We start from the raw sequence: 21,584 nt of genomic DNA, 5'->3' as shown, positions 1-21,584 counted from the left end.
CGCTTTAAAAGAGCGTCAGGCCTGGCCAGAAATGCCGTCGCCAACAATTGAAATTGCCATAACAAAGCCGGCCCCTGCCAGGGGGTCGGCTTTGTTTGGTTTGAACGTGCGATGGGGCGCTGGTAGACATCCTGGTCGGGCTGATAAAAGGGGTGGGTAATTTTTACAAAGAAAAACTGCAGGTCTCTAAAATGGGCGCAGATAAAGTAAAGGTCGTGTTTAAATAAGTTTACTGAATTACATGACCTAAACAAAAGGCCGGGATCCTGAAAACCCCGGCCTTCGTCTTTCCTGCGCCCTAAAGGTTTTTAGAAGTTCGACGACTCCGGGTGGAACACATCCACATCCTTGAGATCATCACCCAGGTATTCACGCTCGTTGGGACCCAGAATACCCAGTGAGAGACAGATCAGTGTCCACAGATGGACAGTCTGCCAGGGGTGCCCCAACTGGTCGCTCAGATCGTGAACCTGGGCATGGCAGTTGTGGCAGGGGGTGATCGCATAGGCCGCCTTGGTGGCCAGGATCTGATCCGCCTTAAGCTTCCCGTAGGCGCGCCGTTCGTCCGGGTATCCGGACTGCAGGAATCCACCACCACCACCGCAGCAGAAGTTGTTTGAGCGGTTGGGGGTCATGTCCACGAAGTTTTCTTCACCGACCACGGATTTGACCACGAAACGCAGGTCTTCGGCCACCGGATCACCAAAGGATTTTCTCACCAGTTGGCAGGGATCCTGAACCGTGAACTTGATCTTACGGTCCTTGTTCCAGTCGGAACTGACCTTTAGTTTGCCTTCGCGGATCCACTGGGCGTAGTATTGAATAATGCTTTTGATTTCGAAGTTATGATCGAGGTTGAATTTTTTCAGTCCGGCCCGGACTGCAAAGAGTTCGTGCCCTCACTCCGTATTGAGCCAGACTTTGCAGCCCAGATCCTCCACGGCTTTTTTCTTTACCTCGACAATGTGTTTCCAGCTTTCATTGTCACCCAGGAACATGCAGTAGTTTTCAGCCGCCCAGCCTTTGGTGCCATAGGTCCAGTCCGCCCCGACCAGGTGCAGGATTTTCCACAGGGGCACCATCTCGTCGGGTTCGGTGACCGGTTCGCGGGAGTTCTGATTCAGAAAGAATTCAGCGCCCTGTTTGTTGACCGGCGCCTGCATCTCCACGAATTCGGGTTGGGCTTCCTGGTATTCTTCGAGAACGTCTTCGACAACGAACTGGAAGTCTTCTTCCGTGGCCCCCATGGCACTGCAGGTGTCATTGCGCAGCGCGACGTCACAGGACCCCAGAATGCCCTTGGGACGCTGGTCGCGGGGCCATTGGGCCCGTGCATTGAACACCAGCTGGGGGATATCGATTTTCATGGGACAGACATAGATGCAGCGTTGGCACATGCTGCACATCCAGACCCATTTGGAGCTGAGTAATTCTTCGTCCATCCCCAGCGCTGCCATCCTCAAAAATTTCCGTGGATCCATTCCCTCCAGACCTGTTGCCGGACAGCCTGAAGAACAGGCGCCGCAGGTCAGGCACAGGTTCAGGTTTCCCCCTTCAGGAAGGATTTCCTTCACCTTGTCGATGAAACCGGATCGTTTTTTACCACCGAGCTTGATCGCTTCATCCGCCATATTGTTATTTCCTCCGTTATAAGTTGACCACCGACGATTTTAAGTTGACAAAAATAGTCAGGTTAGTAACTATTTCCGAAACAGACGAAAATTACAAGAAAAAAATTAAAATCAGCGGATGCTTTGCACAATCTGCATATCTATTTATGGATTTGTCGCCGGCCTTGATGGTTGCATTTTACCCGATTCCAAAAAAAACGCGCGTTGCTGCAATCTTGCAGCAACGCGCGCATTTTAATGTATTGAGCGTTGTCGGGCTATTTTTCTTTCAGGCGTGTTTCCATTTCCATGACAATGGATGAAAAGTCCGCGCCCATATTGGCCGCTGTGGTAGCAAAACAGATGCGATCTTTTTCCATGCCGATCTCTTCCAGCATGGTTTGGGCATTGGCTGCCCGCCAGCTGGCGTACAGGCTGCCTTTTTCCGATTTGCAATTGCCATTGTGACAGGCCATGACCACCACGCCATCGGCGCCTTCGGCCAGGGCATGCAGGACATAGTCGATATCCACCTTGCCAGCGCAGGGAACGGCGACCGTCTTCAGTCCCTTGGGCAGCGGCATGCCGAAGGATTCGGCCATGCGAGCCGCTTCCAGCCCGCTGTTCTGGCAGCAGAAGGCCACGATGGTGGGGGCGTCATCGGTTTTCGCGGTTGCCGATTGCGTTACCTCATCGAGCATGGCCGCATCGTTGAAGTCACCGATCTGAATCGCATCCATGGGGCATTCAGAGGCGCAGATACCGCATCCCTGGCAGGCCACTTTGGAAATCACCGGTTTGTTGTCGGACGTCCAATATATAGCGCCATGGGGGCAGCAACGGTAGCAGGTCAGGCAGAAGGTGCACTTTCCGGTATCGAGTACGGCTTTGGCGGTGGGGACGCTGATGGTGCCGTCACCCAGCAGACGCTGAACCTGGAGGGCCGCATTTTCTGCATCCATCAGGGCGCCGTAGCGTTTTTTTATCCGGCGGCTGCCGCCTACTACAAAAATGCCTTCACGATTGGTGGATACCGGATAGCGATGAACGTTGTCGGTCTGCAAAAAGCCCATGGATCCAACATCGATTTTCAGCATTTCGGCCAGGGCGGCATTGACCTCGTCGGCACCAATCGCCTCTTCGACCACGATGATATCCGGATCGATTTCCACCGGGCGTTGCAGGACCGGGTCGTCATAGGTCAGGGAAAGGGCACTGCCCTCCTGATTCACGGTGGGCATGGCGGAGAGTTTGACATACATGGCGCCTTTGTCCCGGCATTCCAGATAAAGCCGTTCCAGACCATCCTCGGCGACTTTAAGATCACCGGCAACCACATAGGCGGATGTGGCATCCACATTTTCGATGGCCAGCACACTTTTCAGCACCCGTTCCAGCACCAGAGGATTGCCGTCCTGGGCCAGTCCCATAAGAAAGGCGATGGTCTTTCCGGCAAACGCACCGGCGTTATTTTTCAGGACTTCTTCCAGCTGGCTTTGGCTGAGCACGGTGTCGGAAAGGGTGAGGCCATAAGCGTCGTTGAGGGGACAGGAGACCAGTTCCGATGCCACGACAATGGCCCCCACGGATTTCTCGACGATGTCTTCGTTGCTTGACAGCCAGACCTTGAAATCACCGGGCACACCGGCAGCGCCGTCGATGCTGGTCTCGGTCATGACCTCGACCTTGTCCGATCCCCGTACCATTTCAAGCAGGGCGTTTAGCGCAGTGTCTTCCGCACCGTCAAGATCTCCCGCCGCTTCTCCCGCTGTTGCGCCAAGGCCGGCGTTCTGATCGATCAGCACAACCTTGTATCCGTTGGCGGCGATTTCAGAGGCGGCCTTTACACCGGTCATGCCGGCGCCAACCACCAGAACGTCGGTGGCTAAATTGATGGTTTCCATTTGCGTTTGTTGTGTCATTAGGCCCTCCCCAGATATTTCATCACTTCGCTGGCTGATTGTCCGGCGTGGACGATGGATTCGGCAATGGTTTTTGGTCCTGATGCAGTGCCGGCCACAAAGACACCTTCCTGGCCGGTCGCTGACCGGTTCAACGTGTCGGCGCAGGCAAAGAAGCCATCACTGTTCAGCGGCGCGCCGACCACCTCGGCAAGCGCGTGATTATCGGCGCCTGGCATAATACCCACGGAGAGTACCACCAGGTCGAATTCTTCCTCCACGGCTTCACTGCTGCCTTCGGAGGCCATGAAACGGGTGCGGATGCGGTCATCTTCGGTTTTGTACATGTCAACCGGGATGTTGCGTACGAACGTCATCTCGTCTTTGCACTGCTGATAAAAAACGGGGAAATCATTGCCCGTATTCTGGATGTCCATATAGAAAATGGTAATCTCTAGTTCAGGGTCCTTGTGTTTCATGGATTGGGCGGTTCTCAGGGCATAGGGGCAGCAGACCTGGCTGCACCACAGGTTGCCCAGGCGTTCGTCGCGGCTGCCCACACACTGAATAAAGGCAACCTTTTTCGGCGGATTGCCGTCCGAGGGGCGCAGCACCTTGCCATTGGCACGTTTACACGTTTCCAGATCAATGCCGCTGACAACGTTGGCAAGCTCGCTGTAACGGTAGGTGCCTTTGATGTTTGGATCAAAGGGGGTAAAACCGGTGGCCACGACCACGGCATCCACTTCAAGATCATCGGCGCTGCCGGTGGTGGCCGGATCCAGGCTGCCGTCGGCCTGGTAGAATTTGGCGTTGTTCAGCGAATAGCCTTTGACCGCGGAGCAACCGGTCGGATCGGCGCTGTAGCCGCCCTCGCAGGCCTTGGCGTCTTTGTTGATTTCGGTTTTTTTGAGGCTGATTTTGAAATTACCGTTTTTATTGATGCCGGTCACTTCCGTGGCCAGATGGACGGAAATGGCGGGTTCATTGACCACATTCTTAAGCATGCTTTCCACAGCGCAGGCACCGCATTGTTTGCATTCATCGGTGGCTTTGCAGGCATATTGGATGGCGTGTCCCCCGAGGTAGTCGGCCTTTTCCACCAGCGCAACCTGTGCGCCGAGGCCGGCGAGCTCCCAGGCTGCCGTCAGACCGGCAATCCCGCCCCCAATGACCATGACTTTTTTCGATTCATTACTCACTTGAAAACTCCTTTGGTGATCGTTGGTTGACAATGGATGTGCGGCGGGAGATTAGACTTTGGGCCGGGGCAGGACACCTGCCCGCTCGGCGATTTCCGGCACCTTATGCTCCCATTCGATGGCCATCAGGTGGACACCTGCGACGCCTTTCATCTCCTTGAACTCCTCAATCTGCTCACAGGCGATCTTGATTCCCTCGTCGGCCACCTTTTTCTTTTCCACACCCTGGAGGCGTTTGATAATTTCGTTGGGAACATCCATGCCGGGCACCTTCAGCTGCATGTATCGCGCCATACCGATACTCTTCATGGGGGTAACGCCGGCCAGGATATAGACCTTATCCGTAAGACCCATGTCAACCGCTTCCTTCACCCAGGTGCGCATGCGCTCCATGTTGAAAATACACTGGGTCTGGATGAAATCCACACCCGCGGCAACTTTTTTGGCCAGCCGATGGACGCGCCATTCGTGGGGTGTAGCAAAGGGGTTGGCTGCGCCACCGATAAAAATTTTCGGGGGCTCATCGATATCTGCGCCACCTAAAAATTTTCCTTCATCGCGCATTTTTTTTACGCAACCGATCAGTTGGGTGGAGTCGATGTCGAACACACCCTTGGATTGGGGGTGATCACCAAACTGTTGATGGTCGCCGGACAGGCAGAGCATATTGCGGATACCCAAGGCCGAGGCACCCAGGATGTCGGCTTGCATGGCCAGCCGGTTGCGGTCTCGGCAAACCATTTGATAGTTGGGCTCCAGCCCCTCTTCAATGGCGATCAGCGAGGCGGCCCAGCTGGACATTCTGACCATGGCGGTTTGGTTGTCGGTGATATTGACAGCATCCACATTGCCGACCAACGGTTTGGCCTTTTCCCGTACCGCCTCCACATTGGATCCGCGGGGCGGCCCCAACTCTCCGGTGAAGGCAAAATGACCGGCACGCAGTATTTGTTCAAGATTGCTTCCTGATTTCATATGGTAATCCCTCTATTGATATCGGCTTATGTCGTGTTGATGGTTGGTTGCCGGTGGGTCCGGCTATTTGATACCAAATGCGGCAAGGCGTTCCTCGTACCCCGGCTGAACAATGGTTCGGGGGGTTTGGTTGCGCCAGTCATTGGGTGGACAGATTTCCAGAATGTTGTCCAGGCGGCCTTGTTTGGCAAGGCGTTCATGAATGCGATGCCAAGCGCAGGGTTGGTCGGTGTTGATTTCGCAGCTTCCATTGTTGGTGCCGCCACAAGGACCATTGAAGAGACCTTTGGCGCACATGGTCACCGGACAGATCCCTGCTGTCATTCCCAGCACACAGGTGCCGCACGCCCGGCATTTTTCCTCGTACCATCCGACTTCACGGTTGACGCCGATAAAAGCGGTGTTGACCGCCGGAAACACGGGGATCTCGGGAAAGCGTTCAGCAAGAAACTGGATGCCGGCACCGCAAGCCATAGAGATGAGCGCATCGTATTCATCCACTATGCCGTCCAGTTCTTCGAGAAACTCCATGTCACACTGCCGCTCTACCGTCATTGCGCCGGTTTCGATGGGGTTGCCTTCCATGCGGCGGGCAATCTTCAGTTCGGAGTTCAGCACGCCGACCTCCTTTTCGCCGCCTGCCAGACATACCGCCACGCAGGTACCGCATCCCACGGTAAGGACTTTTTTATAATCCTTTACCATGGCCCTGACCTCTTCGATGGGCTTTCGTTCCGCAACAATCATTTGACATTCCTCCTGTTTGTCATGGCATGGGGTCACTGCCATTGAGATGATACACTCACGCCGGGTTGAAGGGGGTGCGTGTAATGTATAAGTGTAAGCCAAGAAGCGAGATTAACCAGACCGTATCGATTATGTCAATATATAAAAGGTAATATGTAAAAGGATGATCCGAGCGGCAGCCTGTTTGAAAAAATGAATGGCAGTTCATTGTCGTTGGTGATCCCTTTGTCGGGGGGGCGGCCACATTGAATGGATCAATAACAACTGATTTTTTGACACGAACGCTTGACAGAGGGTTTTGGACTCTGATAAATGAATGAGTATTCATTCATATGTTCGGTTCTACAGGAGGTTTGCTATCAGTACCAACAGGAAAAATACGGAAAAATACCATCGTATTCTCGAAGCCGCCGTAAAAGTGTTTGCCGAGCAGGGCTTTTTTCAATCCACCATTGCCCAAATTGCCAAAGCGGCCGGTGTCGCCGATGGAACCATTTATCTTTATTTCAAGAATAAAGACGACATTCTGGTTCAATTTTACGAGTACAAGACCCAACAGATTTTCAAGCGTTTCAGAGACGCGGTCAAAAAACCCAAAACTGCCGAGGAAAAATTAAGGCGCCTGATTCGCGTCCACCTGGAGGAATTTCAGAAGGATCGCAACATGGCCATCGTCTACCAGGCTGAAACCCATCAAAACCGCTGGCTCGGTGATGATTACCTGAAAAACATGTCCAAAGCCTATCGGGATATTATCTCGGAAGTCGTCGAATTGGGACAGGAGGAGGGCTCCATTCGCCGGAACCTCTTTATCGGCCTGGTCAAACGCATGATCAACGGGGCGGTGGACGAGGTGATCAATGCCTGGATTCATTCCGACGGACAATATGATCTGGTAACCATGGCCGATCCCTTGGTCGACCTTTTTATTAACGGAATTGGTAACAAGGAGAAAACCAACCATGGCACAGGTAATCGCTGACAGACGAGACGTTGATTTTGTGCTTCACGAGCAGCTCAACATCGGCTCGCTGGGTAAGCATGAGATGTATGCCGAGTTTAACAAAAAGACCATCGACTTGATTGTCAGTGAAGCCCGCAACCTGGCAATCAAGGAAATTTTACCGACCTTTAAGGAAGGCGACGAACAGGGCTGCCGGTTTGAAAATGGTCAGGTGTCTGTACCCGAAAGTTTCAAGCGGGCCTATGCGTTGTTCATCGAGGGGGAATGGCTGGCCATGACCGAGGACCCGGAATATGGGGGACAGGGTATGCCCAGAACCGTGGCCCTGGCTGCCAGTGATTACTTCAACGGCGCCAATTACGCGTTTATGATGTATCCGGGGCTGACCCATGGTGCCGCCCTTCTGGTGGAGGCCTTTGGCACCGAGCGGCAGAAAAAGCTGTTTCTGAAAAATATGTTCACCGGCAAGTGGACCGGCACCATGCTGCTGACCGAACCCGAGGCCGGCAGCGACGTGGGCAACCTGACCACAACGGCAAAGAAAAATGCGGACGGGACCTACTCGATCACCGGCGCCAAAATTTTCATCTCCGCCGGAGAGCACGACATGGTGGAGAACATCGTCCACCCGGTTCTGGCCCGTATTGAGGGCGCGCCGGCAGGCACCAAGGGCATTTCACTTTTTTTGGTTCCTAAATACCGCGTCAATGAAGACGGCAGTCTGGGGGAATTCAACGATGTGGTCTGCACGGGGATTGAACATAAAATGGGAATCAATGGCAATGCCACCTGCTCCTTGACCCTGGGCGGCAAAGGCAACTGCATCGGAGAGCTTTTGGGTGAGGAAAACAAGGGCATGCGGGCCATGTTTTTAATGATGAACGAGGCCCGGCTGTTGGTGGGATTGCAGGGACTGTCCTGTGCCAGCGCATCGTATCTGAATGCCCTGAACTATGCCCGGGAGCGAATCCAAGGCAAGAATCTGCTGCAGATGATGAATCCTGACGCGCCATCGGTGCCCATCATCCAGCACCCGGATGTGCGCCGCATGCTGATTTCGATGAAGGCCTATGTGGAAGGCATGCGCAGCCTGCTTTACTATGCCGCATCGCTTACCGACCGGATGACCGTGTCCGCCGATAAAGATGAAAAGGCCCGGCTTCAGGGAATGCTGGACCTGCTCATTCCGGTCTGCAAAGGCTATGTGACCGACCGGGCTTTTGACATCTGCAGTACCGGCGTGCAAGTTTATGGCGGGTATGGATTCATCAAGGAGTATCCCCAGGAGCAGCTGCTCAGGGATAGCCGCATCACCTTGATCTACGAAGGCACCAACGGCATCCAGGCCATGGACCTGTTGGGACGCAAGCTGGGCATGAACAAGGGCAAACCGATCATGGATCTGATGGGGGAAATTCAACAGACCATCGCCCAGGCCAAAGCCATTGACAGCCTGAAAGAGTTCGCCTCCCGCCTTGAAAAAGCACTGAATCGCCTGGGAGAAGTGGCCATGCATTTAGGGGCTACGGCCATGTCGCCCAAGGTGATGAATGCCTTTGCCTTTGCCCACCCGTTCATGGAGGCATCTGGTGATGTGATATTGACCTGGATGTTGTTGTGGAGAGGGGTGATTGCCGCCAAGGCGTTGGAAAAAGGATCCAAGAAAAAAGATCAGGCTTTTTACGAAGGCCAACTGAAGAGTATTCAATACTTTAGCCAGGCGGTGCTGCCCATTACCATGGGAAAGATGGATGCCATCATGGTGACCAGTAGTGCGGCGGTGGATATATCCGAAGATGCCTTCGGCGCCAAATAGTGTTTAAAGAAACGGCATCTTTCACCCGATTTCGGCGTTGGGAGATGGATTCGAATCCTCAAAATATTACATATATTCCTGCGGTTCGAATCCATCTCCCGCCTTGAACTCGGGCGAAAGCTACCGTTTCTCGACACCTTACCCAATCCGTGAGAATAAAACGGGGAATCAGCCAACAGGCTGATTCCCCGTTTGTTTTAGCCATTTCCGGATTATTCTTGGCGCTTTTCCAGTTCCTCGGCCCTGAGATCTTTTTTCAGGATCTTGCCCACATTGGTTTTGGGCAGATCCTTGCGGAACTCGATTTCCGTGGGCCATTTATATTTGGCCAGTTTGTCTTGGCAATAGGCCATCAGTTCCTCGGTGGTTGCTTGCTTGCCCTCTTTTAACACCACAAAGACCTTGACTGCTTCACCGCGTTTGGGATGGGGAATGCCGATGGCCGTGGCTTCCATTACTTTGGGGTGTTCGAAAAAGACTTCTTCGATATCCCGGGGGTAGACATTATATCCACCGGAGATGATGAGATCTTTTTTTCGATCCACAATGTAAAAATAGCCGTCTTCGTCCATTTGGGCGATATCTCCGGTGTGCAACCAGCCATCCGTCAGGGCCTCGGCCGTCGCGTCAGGTCGTTTCCAATAGCCTTTCATGATCTGCGGCCCTTTGATCAACAGTTCCCCGCTTTCGCCCAGCGGCACGTCGGTTGCACCGTTTTTCAAGTCGACAATTCGGCATACCGTGTCCGGGATCGGCACGCCGATGCTTCCGATTTTGCGTTGACCTTTAAACGGATTTACGTGGGTTACCGGACACGATTCGGTCAGGCCATACCCTTCGACGATGGTAGAACCGGTTTTTTTCTCAAATTCATGGATTACCTCGATCGGTAGGGGGGCGCTACCGGAAAAACAGCCTTTGATCGACGTCAGGTCAGTGCTTTCAATCTTGGGGTGTTCAAGCATGCCAATGTACATGGTCGGCACAAGCGGCGCGAAGGTGGGTTTGTATTTGCTGATGGCCTCAAGCAATTGGGTCGGTTGGGGCTTGGGCACCAGAATATTTCCCCAGCCGCTGTAAATCGCCAGATTCATGGCTGTGGACAGACCAAAGACATGGAAGAAGGGCAGGGCGCCCAGCATGATTTCGTCGGGGCCGAATTGAGGAAACCAGGCACAGATTTGCTGGATCTGCTTGCTCAAGTTACCGTGGGTCAGCATTACGCCTTTGGAGACACCGGTGGTTCCACCGGTGTACTGGTACATGGCTACATCTTCAAAATCCAGGGGCACGTGGGCAGGGGGGGGTGCATGCCTGGATAGCAGCGTTTTCCATTGATAGACATCTTCTGCGGGTTTGACCTTGGCGGCCAGCCCCTTTTTTTTGCCTATCAGGGGAAACAAGAGGTTTTTGGGAAATGGGAGGTAATCACCAATGCTGGTGATGACAATTTGCTTGATCTGCGTCTGAGGGCGTAAATCGATCATGCGGTTGCCTAAAAGATCCAGCGTGATGAGTACTTTGGCTTCGGCATCGGTGAACTGGTGGTAAAGTTCCCGGTCTGAATAAAGGGGGTTGTTCATGACCGTTATGGCACCGATGCGCATGCTGGCAAAATAAGCAACTACGCAGGGAATCGTGTTGGGCAAAAGGATTGCCACACTATCTCCCTTTTGGATACCAAAATCGATGAGGCAGGTTGCAAATCGATCCACCATTTCATCCAGTTTGGAAAAAGTGATCTGGTAGCCCTGAAAAGACAATGCCATTTTATCAGGAAACCGTTTGGCGGATCGTTTCAAACAATCCGGCAGGCAGATGGGTTCATATTGGATGTGCTCGAGAACGCCTGATTCGTAATGGTTCAGCCACGGTTTTGCCAGGTATGGATTGCTTGCACTCACGGTCGTCTCCTTTTTGCTTGTATTTCCTTGGCGTTCGTAATAAATTACCTTCCTTTCCTATACGATGAGGATTTTTGGGGTAACTTCCCCATCCTTAATAAGAACGACTGGTCGGTTTGAATACCATCGGGTTGAGCGAGGTTGAACACGTGTAAATAATCGACGGATACCATTGGATGACCCATGCAGCGGGTTTTCATACATAGTAATAAAATGAATCCGATCCAGTCAAAATTTTTTTTGACAGGAGATTAAGTGGTTAGGTGCTGAATGAATACTCATTCATTTTTTAACGAATTCTAATACGAAACCGAAGGGAGAGCAAGAGTAAAAGATGGAAAACGCGTTGATCGCTCCGGCAAACTACATTTTTATGTTTATTCCCACGGTCATTTTCTCGATCCTCATTCCAGCCTTGGGAGTCGCTTTATTCACCTACATCATGGCCCTGCGAACGGCCCCGCTTGTCAAAGCGGCGCCGGATCTGCGGTTCGACCGCATTCCGCAGCGCCTTGCCAACGTTTTTAAGATCTGGCTGGGCCAGTATCGTCAGCCGCGTTACAAGCAGGCGGGGGTGGTGCACATTATCATCTTCGCCGGTTTCTTGATTTTGAGTATCCGGTCCTGCTCACTGGTAATCATCGGCATCGACCCTGACTTCGTGATGCCTGGTTTTGGCGGGTTTGTGGGGGATATCTACAATTTCCTTAAGGACTACGCGGCCACTGCGGTGCTGATCGCATGTGGTATTGCAGCCTGGCGGCGAGCGGTGGTCAAGCCCGAACGATACAAGGTGCCGGCCAAGTACGGCAAGGATCACACGGCTGAGGCCCTGTTTGTGCTGGGTCTGATTTCGACCCTGATGATTTCCGAGAGCCTGTTCGAGGCCAGCCATGTGGCGGCCAACGCCCAGGCCGGCCTGCATGTAGCGTTCCTGGCCCCTTTAAGCCTGGGCTGGCTGTTCAAGATGGCCCTTTCATCGGCGTCCACTTCGGCATTGCAAGCCATCCACGTGATCGCCTACTACATTCATGACCTGACCTTCTTTTTCTTCCTGTGCTTTTTGCCCCTGGGCAAACACTTTCACGTGATCACCTCGATCTTCAACGTGTTTTTCATGCGCATCGATAAGGGCAACATCAAGCCGGTGCAGCACGGGATCAGCGACGAGCAGCTGGACGACCTGGAATCCTTTGGCGTGAAGAAACTGGAGGATTTTACCTGGAAACACATCCTGGATTTCTACTCCTGCGCGGACTGTGGTCGCTGCTCGGATAACTGTCCGGCCAATGCCGTGGGCCGCCCCCTGTCACCACGGTTCATCTCCATCAAGGGCCGCAACCAGGTGTTCGAGAACTACCCGATCTACCCGTACGGTGCCAAGTTCAAGAAAAGTAAGGACCTGATCGGCACAATTTTTGAGGAGGACGAGATCTGGTCATGTACGACCTGTGGTGCCTGTGAGCAGGAATGTCCCATTGGCATCGAGTATATCGACAAGATCGTGGACCTGCGCCGCGGCATGGTGGACGAGGGCTTGGTTCCCCAGAGCCTGCAGAAACCGCTCAAGGCCCTGGAAAAACGTGGCAATCCCTGGGGCAAGATGGAGAAGAAACGCGCGGACTGGACCAAGGACCTGCCCGAGACCGTCAAGGTCAAAGACCTGTCCAAGGGCAAGGAATCGGCCGAGGCTCTGTACTTTGTGGACAGTATCACCAGCTACGATGACCGTATGCAGGATCTGGGTCGGGCCACAGCGACGATCCTGTCGGCTGCCGGTTCTGATTTCGGTATCCTGGGCAAGAAGGAGAAGGACGCGGGCAACGAGATCCGCCGGTTTGGTGAGGAGATGCTCTTTCAGACCATGAAAGAGATGAACACCGACGCGATCATGGATAGCGGTGTGAAACACATCATCACCGCCGACCCGCATGCCTATAACGTGCTTAAGAACGAATACAAGGATCTGCCGCCGGTGGAGCACATCAGCCAGTTTATCGCGCGCAACGTGAAAAGCGGTGCCCTGCAGCTGACCGGTGTCAATGGGGACAGCGACAAGGTGTATACCTACCACGACCCGTGCTACCTGGGCCGGCACAACGAGGTGTACGATGATCCGCGTTCTGCGCTGGACGCCATTGCCGGCCTGAAGCGGGTGGAGATGGAACGTAGCCGGGATCGCAGTTTTTGCTGCGGCGGCGGCGGGCTGATGCTCTTCTACGAACCGGAAGAGGAACAGCGCATGGGCGTGCTGCGGGTTGAGATGGCCAAAGAAGCCGGTGCCAACGTGATCGTCACGGCCTGTCCGTTCTGTTTGGTCAACATGGAAGATGCCATCAAGGTGGCCGGTCTGGAAGGGGAGATGGAGGCGATTGACCTGTCGGAGCTGATTGCCAGGCACCTGGCATAATTCTGGTTTGAAAATGAACGCATTAATGGATAAAAAATCCCAATAATCAAATGACAAATCCCAAATAAATCCCAATGACCAAATGTCAAATCCCAAACCCGGTTATGCCTTGTTTGAGATTTGAATATTGAGATTTGGGATTTATTTGGAACTTGGTGCTTGGGATTTGGGGTTTTATTTTGAACCAGTTTCGATAAAGACTCACAAGTAAAACTAACCGGAGGAACTATGGAAATTTTAGTATGCGTCAAACGGGTACCCGATACGGCCGAGAACGAGATCGAGGTAAACGGCGACGGTAGCGACATCGAGCGCGACGATCTGGTCTATTCGGTCAACGAATGGGACAACTACGCGGTGGAAGAAGCGATTCAGATCCGCGATAATGTGGGCGGCAGCGTAACGGTCGTGACGGTGGGCGATGACGAGTCCGAAGAAGTGCTGCGCCGTGAGATGGCCATGGGCGCGGACAACGGGATTCTGTTGACCGACGATGCCTTTGAAGGCTCGGACGGCAAGGGCATTGCTACCCTGCTCAAGGCCGCGGTGGAAAAGGGCAAATACGACCTGATCCTGACCGGTGCCCAGGCCGATGACGGCGCGGGCCAGGTGGGCGGTATGCTGGCGGCCATGCTGGACTACCCCTATGCCTCACTGGTCAACAAGGTCGAGGTGGACGGCGACAAACTCAAGGTGGGCCGTGAGATCGAAGGCGGTAACCAGGAGATGAACGAAATTTCCCTGCCTTGTGTCCTGTCGATCCAGACCGGAATCAACGAGCCGCGCTACGTGGGTATCCGCGGTATCCGCAAGGTGGCCTCTGTGGATATTCCCGAGTTGGGTGCCGGTGACCTGGGCGTGGATGCCTCCGCTGTCGGCGAAGCCGGTGCCAAAGTGAAACGCCTGGATTACTTCGTGCCTGAACTGGGCGAGGGCGCCGAGATGCTTGAAGGCAGCACGGAAGAGATCATCGCCAAACTGATCGAACACCTGAAGGCCAAAGGAGGACTGAAATAATGGCTGACATTTACGCATATATTACCCATCATAATGGTGTGGCCGATGATTCGGCCCTGGAACTGATCGTTGCGGCCCAGAAGATCGATGCCGGTGCTGCGGTAACGGCCATCGTGACCGGATCGGGCGCCGAGTTGGACCAGGTGGCCGATGCAGTGGCGGCCACGTATCCCAAAGTCTTGAAATTCGGAAGCGACGCCCTGGCCTATCCCAATGCGGAAGTGGTCAGAAAACTGCTGGTGGGTGTGCTGCCCGCGGATGCCATCGTGCTGGTGCCCCACGACACCTTTGGTATGGACCTGGCCCCGGGCCTGTCGATCAAGCTGGACTCGACCTTTGTGGCCGACGTGGTGGATATCGAAGGCGTGGAAGGCGATGCCCTGAAGGTGATCCGTCAGGAATACTCGGGCATGGTGAGCACGCATGTGCGCTGCGATATCTCATCTGGTGCGGTGGTCAACATCCGCCCGGGGTCTTTTGCGCCGGACGAGAGTAAATCGGCCGGCGGCACCGTGGAAGACAAATCCGGTGACATCGGCGATCTGTCCTGTGGCCGCAAGTTCCTGGAAGTGGTGGAAGCCGAAGTGGGCGATGTGGACATCACCAAAGAGGATGTTCTGGTCTCCGTTGGCCGCGGTATCGAGGACGAAGAGAATATCGAGATCGCCCAGGAACTGGCCGATGCCATGGGCGCGGTGGTCTCCTGCTCGCGTCCCATCGTGGATGCCAAGTGGCTGGAAAAATCCCGTCAGGTGGGAACCAGTGGCCAGACGGTCAAACCCAAGGTGTACATGGCCTGCGGTATCTCCGGCAGCTTCCAGCACATGGGCGGGATCAAGGGCTCCCCGTTTATCGTGGCCATCAACAAGAACGTCAAGGCCCCGATCTTCCAGGTGGCCGACATCGGTATCGAGGCCGACATCCTCGAATTTCTGCCTGAGCTGACTGAAGCCATCGGCGATCTGTAAAAATACAGCGAAGCCAATTCAAGGCGGGTTTTCCGTATCCTATCGGAAACCCGCCGCTTTTTTTGTCCCTCACTTACACGAACACATGGTGTCAGAATACAGCAAATGTAAATTTTGAAGGTGTTCAGCGGGAATTTCATCGTTCGATAGCAAAAAATAATAATCGATTGCGATTACGAGCACGAGCACGAAAAACGCCAATACCCGTCGTGCTCAGCGAAGCGGTGCTCGTAATCGTAATCGTAATCGGAAAGTTCGACACGGCATAATTACAATTGCTGATCATAATGTGTTTGTCTTGACATGGACACCCCCTTGGCATACATCAATTCTTTTATTGGATCCTATCAACGGCTTTCGGGGATATCATTCATGCTCAAGCGTTATGGTTGGATGCATACGCCGCGAGATGCGCGCCGGCTGGTGTTTTTTTGCCTGCTAACAGTCATTGCCGCACCCATTCTGCAGGGTTTCGCCGAAGATGGGGATAAATGGGTGGCGCATCTTTATTTCGCTGATGCGCGAAATCCATTTCTGGTTGCCGAAAAGCGCGTGATGGCCAAATCCGGCGACCCGGTGATGATAGGCCGACAATTGATCGAGGAACTGATCGCCGGCCCCGCTGAAGGCAATTCGCCGACCATTCCCAAAGGAACGCAGCTGCGTGCCTTTTTTCTGATAGACGACGGTACGGCGGTCGTGGATTTTAGTTCCCAATTCACAGAAAATCATCCGGGTAGTTGCCGAATGGAGCAATTGACATTATTTTCAATAGTTAATTCTTTAATACTGAATGTGCCGAAGATTAGGCGAGTTAAAATGTTGATCAACGGGGCCGAGGCGCAGACATTGGCCGGGCATTTGACCCTGGCATTTCCTTTAACCGCAGATATGCTGTTGACACGATGAAAAAAACGGAAAAACTCAATAATATAAGAAATATTGGTATCATTGCCCACATCGACGCCGGTAAAACCACGGTTACCGAAAGGGTGCTTTACTATACCGGCAGGTCTCATAAAATCGGCGAAGTTCATGACGGTGAGGCCGTGATGGATTGGATGGTCGATGAGCAGGAACGGGGCATCACCATTACCAGTGCGGTAACCACCTGTCAGTGGAAGGGCAAGGACATCCAGGTGATCGACACCCCTGGACATGTTGATTTTACCATCGAAGTGGAACGCTCCTTGCGCGTACTTGACGGTGCCGTGGGGGTCTTTTGTGCCGTGGGCGGTGTCGAGCCCCAATCCGAAACCGTATGGCGCCAGGCCGACCGCTACAAAGTGCCCAAGATCGCCTTTGTCAACAAATTGGATCGGATCGGGGCCGATTTTTTGGGTACGGTGCAGATGATGCGCGACCGGCTCAAGGCAACACCCTTGATTCTGCAGATTCCGGTGGGCAGTGAAGACAGTTTTACCGGGGTGATTGATCTGATCACCATGCAGCAGATCCAGTGGGACGATGACAGCCTGGGCGCCAGTTTCAGCGCCGGGGAAATTGATGCCGCGCTCAAGGATGATGCGGAGATCTACCGCGACCAGATGATAGAGACCCTTGCCGAGGTGGATGATGAGATCATGGAAGCCTACCTGGCTGAATCGCCCATTGATGCGAAGACGCTTCAAGATGCCATCCACAAGGCAACAGTGGGATTGCATCTGGTTCCGGTGCTGTGTGGCAGCGCGCTGAAAAACAAAGGCATTCAACCGCTTCTGGATGCCATTGTCGAGTTCCTGCCCAGTCCGGCCGAAGTGCCAGCCATCAGCGGTGTCCACCCTGAAACCGGCGAAGTCATCGTATGTGAACCCAAAGAAAAAGCCGCTTTGGCGGCTTTGATCTTCAAGGTGTCCATGATCGAAGGCCGCAAACTGTCGTTCGTGCGGGTTTACAGCGGGATGCTCAATGCCGGGAGCGATGTTTACAACCCCAGTCGGAAAAAGAAAGAAAAACTCTCGCGCATCCTTAAAATGCACGCCAACAAGCGGGAGCGGGTGGATGCCGTGGGACCGGGATCCATTGTCGGTGTGGTGGGGCTCAAGGAATCCTCTACCGGCGAAACCCTTTGCCAACAGGACAAGCCGGTATTGCTGGAGCAAATGGAATTCTACGAACCGGTGATTTCCGTGGCGGTGGAACCCAAAACCCATGCCGATCAGGAAAAATTGCAGCAGGTGCTGGATAAATTCATGGCCGAGGACCCGACCTTGAGGGTCAGAGAGGATGAGGATACCGGACAGATCATTTTGTCCGGGATGGGTGAACTTCACTTGGAGATCATCACCAGCCGCATGCAGCGTGAATTCAATACCCAGGTGAACGTGGGCAAGCCCCAGGTAGTGTACCGTGAAACCATCGAATCCGCTGCCAGCGGCAGTGCCGTGTTTGACAAGGAAGTGGCCGGCAACCGTCACTATGCGGAAGTCACCCTTCGATTGGCGCCCCAACCACGCGGTGAAGGCAATTGTTTTGAATCCCTGGTGGACGAGACAGTTTTGGCGCCGGCACTGGCCAAAGCGGCGGAAAAAGGGGTCATGGAGTCCATGGAGAGCGGTATTTTGATGGGCTATCCCGTGGTGGATGTCAAGGCGGTGCTCACCGCGGCCACTGCCGGGGAAGCCAATGGTACCGAACTGGCCTTTACGGTGGCCGCTTCCATGGCGGTGCGTGAGGCCCTTTCTCTGGGTGGTTCATTTTTGCTGGATCCCATCATGGATGTGGAAATACTCGTGCCCGAGGATTTTATGGGCGATGTGATCGGCGATCTCAACGCCCGAGGCGGCAAGGTCGAAGCCATCGAACCCAAAATGGGTGTCCAGATCATCAAGGCCACTGTACCGCTGGCCAAAATGTTCGGGTATTCGACCAGCCTGCGGTCGGCCACCCAGGGCAGGGGAACCTTTTCCATGCAGTTTTCCCGGTTTGATCGAAGCTGACCCAACAGACCATCCATTGACATCAACGCCGCCTTGTTAGACAAGGCGGCGTTTCTATTTTCGGGGCGTGGAAACGCTCTTGACAACTTCCTTAAATCATTGATAGTTGTGTATATGTACCTCAAAAAGGTGCGCCTGCTTCGCCAGCGCGTTGATTGAATTCTTTCTATTTGCTTCCATTGTAACCGCTCCAACTGGGTTCATTACGTTCCATTTTAGAAAATTGATAAAGGAGGTGATATGTCCGAAACCTCGACACCCGTGGCCTCGGATGAGGCAGCCGATATTCCTGAAGTGACTCCTGTAGCGGAAAATAAACCTTCTGAAAGTGAAAACATTGATAAAATTCGGGATATTCTTTTTGGTTCCCAGTCCCGGAAAATAGAGAAGAAACTGGTTGCTTTGGACGACAAAATAGAAAAAGCTATCGTATCGGTTCGTATCGAAATGAAAAGCACCCTGGATACGCTTGAGCAATTTGTGCGTAAAGAATTTCAATCCCTTTCCGATCAATTGACAAGTGAAAAAACCGAGCGCATCGAATCCGTACAGACGCTTTCTGAGAAAGTAAACGATGCGAAAAGAATGTTAGAGAATAAACTCAGTCTACTCGGTGATAAAGTCGTCAACAACCAGCGTGAGGCCCAGGATCAGATCCTCCAACAGGCCAAAACCGTAATGACCGAAATCCGTGAGAAAAACGACGCCCTGCAGAAACAGTTGGACCAGTCTGTCGAGGCGTTGACCCACGAGAAAACCGACCGTTTGGCCCTGGCCGATTTGATGATGGAGGCCGCCATGCGGCTCAAGAACGAGTTCCAGCTACCCGAATCCGATTAAGGGGTATCCCTTGGCTATGGTTTCCCCAAGTGATCCGATTGTTCCATCCCCGGACAATGAGACACCGAACCAGGAGAAGCTAAAAACCCTTCGCCGGATCATCGTCGGCCCAGCGGCGGACCGTCTTCACCGTCTGGAACACCGGCTAGATGATTTTGCCACGCGGACAAAAGAGGTCAGCCATATTCTTCCCGATGCAATCGCCCTGTCCCTGGATCAGGATCGGCGTATTGCCGGTGCTTTGCGGGCGACCATCGAAGATTCGATCCGTGATTCCGTTCGCAAGGATCCCAAGGTCCTGGCCGATGCGATTTTCCCATTGATGGGGCCGGGTATCCGCCGGGCGATCGCCACCGCGATCATGGGCATGATTCAGTCTTTCAATCAATTGCTCAACCACAGTTTCTCCATCCAGGGACTGAAGTGGCGGTTCGAGGCCTTGCGTACCCATCGGCCCTATGCGGAAATCGTCCTTTTCCATACACTGGTCTATCAGGTCGAACAGATCTTTCTCATCCATTGTGCTTCGGGACTGGTCCTTCACCATGTAAGCGGAGGGACGGCGGATTACCAGGATCCGGATATGGTGTCTGGAATGCTCACCGCCATTGAAGATTTTGTACGCGATTCCTTTGGAGGAACATCCGAAGAGGGGCTTGATACCCTGCGTATTGGCAATCAGCGCACGATCTGGATCGAAAAGGGACCCAAGGCATACATGGCCGCGGTGATTCGCGGAACCCCGCCCCTTGAATTGCGCCAACGTATGAATGAAACGCTGGGATCGATCCACATTCGGTTTCAACAGCCATTGGAACAATACCAGGGGGACTCAGCCGCCTTTGAAAATGCCGACGAGGTACTGGCCACCTGTTTGGATGCACGGTTCAAGGAGACCACGAAAAAGACATCGCCCTTGCTCTGGGTCATGGCGGCCATCCTGATTGGTATTGTCGCCTGGGGGGCGGTGGCAGCGTTTCAATACAAAAGGCGGTGTAACCATTTTCTGGCCGCCCTGAAGCACCAACCCGGGATCGTGGTCACCGATGTTGAGAAAAAGGGGCGGCACCTGATGGTATTGGGGCTCAAGGACCCGCTTGCCGAAGACCCGACGCCGCTTCCGCGTTCGTTCGGGTTCTCCGACGACCAGGTGGACTTTCATTTACAGCCCTATGTTTCGCTTGAGCCAAGTTTTATTCTGAAACGGGCCAGACAAATCCTGGGACCACCGCCGTCGGTGCAACTGGCCATGCAAAGCGGTGCGCTGGTGGTCAGTGGCGTGGCGGGACACCAATGGATCCAGCGGCTCATGACCACATTTTCGGCAATCCCGGGCGTCTTTGGCATCCACACGCAAAAACTCGTTGACAGTGATATAGAGGCGCTGGGCACGCTTGACCGGCATCTTCAACAATTGCGCATCCTTTTTCCCGTCCGCTCGGCGACCATGGATCAAGGGCAGGATGGTGTGTTGACACGCCTGATGGACGACCTTGGCCTGCTGGAGCAACTGTCCCAACGATTGGGCCGTGCGCTTGGCATCAGAATCCTGGGATATTCCGATTCAGCGGGGACTGAGGCTGTTAGACTGGCCATCAGCCAGCAGCGGGCCGAGGCCGTGTACCGGTATATTCTTCGGAAAAGTGATCTGGATATCGATATTAAACGGGTTGGGCTGGGCATGTATCCGCAGGTGGAGCCGGTTGCCCCAACTGAAAAGGTTCAGGCCCTGAGTCGATGTGTGGTCTTTGAATTGCTCAACCATCGTTTGCTGCGATAGGAAAACAGCAGTCATGTTAAAAAAGAAAGTATGCATGTTAGGTGCCTTTGCGGTTGGCAAGACCAGCCTGGTCAGGCGTTATGTTCACAGCCTTTTCTCGGAAAAGTATCATACCACCGTGGGGGTCAAGGTTGATAAAAAAACGGTGGCCTGTAATGATTCAACCGTCGATCTGATCCTCTGGGATATTCACGGCGAGGATGATTTTCAGGCTGTTCGCGCATCCTATCTGCGGGGCGCGTCCGGCTGCCTGTTGGTGGTCGATGGAACCCGGGGGTATACCCTTACCGTTGCCCACGACCTTGTCACGCGCTGCCGGAAAACCATTGGAAATGTCCCGGTGATTTTTGTTTTTAATAAATCCGATCTGATGGATCGATGGGAGATTTCAGCGTCCCAGCAAAGCGCCCTTGAAGGAGAGGGCGCTGTCGTGGTTCAAACCAGCGCCAAGGACGGATCCGGCGTGGAGTCGGCCTTCACCAGACTGGTGGAGATGATGCTAATGGAGTAG

The 21,584-nt window shown here is 53.6% G+C and carries 16 protein-coding genes; 10 read left to right on the top strand and 6 right to left on the bottom strand.

Going from position 1 to position 21,584, the window contains the following annotated elements:
- Positions 1-308: 308 nt before the first annotated feature.
- From Dvar_RS31335 to Dvar_RS31315, 5 genes are all read right to left on the bottom strand, one after another.
- Positions 309-1,631 (bottom strand): (Fe-S)-binding protein, encoded by a 1,323-nt coding sequence (locus tag Dvar_RS31335; protein WP_419657062.1) that lies wholly within the window; start codon positions 1,629-1,631, stop codon positions 309-311.
- 257 nt (positions 1,632-1,888) lie between these two features.
- Positions 1,889-3,532, bottom strand: a complete 1,644-nt coding sequence (locus tag Dvar_RS31330; RefSeq protein ID WP_419657061.1) for an FAD-dependent oxidoreductase — start codon at positions 3,530-3,532, stop codon at positions 1,889-1,891.
- The gene (locus Dvar_RS31325; RefSeq protein WP_419657060.1) at positions 3,532-4,713 is read right to left on the bottom strand and encodes an FAD-dependent oxidoreductase; all 1,182 of its coding nucleotides are present in this window, start codon (positions 4,711-4,713) and stop codon (positions 3,532-3,534) included. The genes Dvar_RS31330 and Dvar_RS31325 overlap by 1 nt, the downstream gene beginning before the upstream one ends.
- A gap of 51 nt (positions 4,714-4,764) precedes the next feature.
- Positions 4,765-5,688 carry a methylenetetrahydrofolate reductase gene (locus tag Dvar_RS31320; protein ID WP_419657059.1) on the bottom strand — a complete coding sequence of 308 codons (924 nt, stop codon included), beginning with the start codon at positions 5,686-5,688 and terminating at the stop codon, positions 4,765-4,767.
- 63 nt (positions 5,689-5,751) lie between these two features.
- Positions 5,752-6,435 (bottom strand): methylenetetrahydrofolate reductase C-terminal domain-containing protein, encoded by a 684-nt coding sequence (locus Dvar_RS31315; protein WP_419657058.1) that lies wholly within the window; start codon positions 6,433-6,435, stop codon positions 5,752-5,754.
- 316 nt (positions 6,436-6,751) lie between these two features.
- On the opposite strand from Dvar_RS31315, the gene Dvar_RS31310 reads away from it, so the two are divergent.
- Both Dvar_RS31310 and Dvar_RS31305 read left to right on the top strand, forming a co-directional pair.
- On the top strand, positions 6,752-7,417 hold the full coding sequence (locus Dvar_RS31310) for a TetR/AcrR family transcriptional regulator (RefSeq protein ID WP_419657057.1): 666 nt from the start codon (positions 6,752-6,754) through the stop codon (positions 7,415-7,417).
- Positions 7,398-9,215 carry an acyl-CoA dehydrogenase gene (locus Dvar_RS31305; RefSeq protein ID WP_419657056.1) on the top strand — a complete coding sequence of 606 codons (1,818 nt, stop codon included), beginning with the start codon at positions 7,398-7,400 and terminating at the stop codon, positions 9,213-9,215. Before Dvar_RS31310 ends, Dvar_RS31305 begins: the two co-directional genes overlap by 20 nt.
- A gap of 212 nt (positions 9,216-9,427) precedes the next feature.
- Here Dvar_RS31305 and Dvar_RS31300 read toward each other — a convergent pair whose 3' ends face one another.
- A complete protein-coding gene (locus Dvar_RS31300; RefSeq protein ID WP_419657055.1) occupies positions 9,428-11,119 on the bottom strand; it encodes a long-chain-fatty-acid--CoA ligase in 1,692 nt (563 codons plus the stop codon).
- Positions 11,120-11,453: 334 nt separating this feature from the next.
- Here Dvar_RS31300 and Dvar_RS31295 point away from each other — a divergent pair, with 334 nt between their 5' ends.
- The 8 genes from Dvar_RS31295 (at position 11,454) to Dvar_RS31260 (ending at position 21,584) form a co-directional block, all read left to right on the top strand.
- Positions 11,454-13,529 (top strand): (Fe-S)-binding protein, encoded by a 2,076-nt coding sequence (locus Dvar_RS31295; protein ID WP_419657054.1) that lies wholly within the window; start codon positions 11,454-11,456, stop codon positions 13,527-13,529.
- Between the two features lie 228 nt (positions 13,530-13,757).
- Positions 13,758-14,546 carry an electron transfer flavoprotein subunit beta/FixA family protein gene (locus Dvar_RS31290; protein WP_419657053.1) on the top strand — a complete coding sequence of 263 codons (789 nt, stop codon included), beginning with the start codon at positions 13,758-13,760 and terminating at the stop codon, positions 14,544-14,546.
- On the top strand, positions 14,546-15,514 hold the full coding sequence (locus tag Dvar_RS31285; protein WP_419657052.1) for an electron transfer flavoprotein subunit alpha/FixB family protein: 969 nt from the start codon (positions 14,546-14,548) through the stop codon (positions 15,512-15,514). Before Dvar_RS31290 ends, Dvar_RS31285 begins: the two co-directional genes overlap by 1 nt.
- Positions 15,515-15,886: 372 nt before the next feature.
- Positions 15,887-16,423 (top strand): GerMN domain-containing protein, encoded by a 537-nt coding sequence (locus Dvar_RS31280; protein WP_419657051.1) that lies wholly within the window; start codon positions 15,887-15,889, stop codon positions 16,421-16,423.
- The gene (fusA, locus tag Dvar_RS31275) at positions 16,420-18,453 is read left to right on the top strand and encodes an elongation factor G (RefSeq protein ID WP_419657050.1); all 2,034 of its coding nucleotides are present in this window, start codon (positions 16,420-16,422) and stop codon (positions 18,451-18,453) included. The genes Dvar_RS31280 and fusA overlap by 4 nt, the downstream gene beginning before the upstream one ends.
- Positions 18,454-18,693: 240 nt before the next feature.
- Complete coding sequence (locus tag Dvar_RS31270; protein ID WP_419657049.1) at positions 18,694-19,293, top strand: hypothetical protein; 600 nt, start codon at positions 18,694-18,696, stop codon at positions 19,291-19,293.
- 10 nt (positions 19,294-19,303) lie between these two features.
- Positions 19,304-21,073, top strand: a complete 1,770-nt coding sequence (locus Dvar_RS31265; protein WP_419657048.1) for an OmpA family protein — start codon at positions 19,304-19,306, stop codon at positions 21,071-21,073.
- A gap of 13 nt (positions 21,074-21,086) precedes the next feature.
- Complete coding sequence (locus tag Dvar_RS31260) at positions 21,087-21,584, top strand: Rab family GTPase (protein ID WP_419657047.1); 498 nt, start codon at positions 21,087-21,089, stop codon at positions 21,582-21,584.

The organism is Desulfosarcina variabilis str. Montpellier, from assembly GCF_048565275.1.
In the GTDB taxonomy this organism is placed as follows: domain Bacteria; phylum Desulfobacterota; class Desulfobacteria; order Desulfobacterales; family Desulfosarcinaceae; genus Desulfosarcina; species Desulfosarcina variabilis.
Note: the sequence above shows the minus strand (reverse complement) of the source record. Positions and strands in the feature narration are given on the sequence as shown.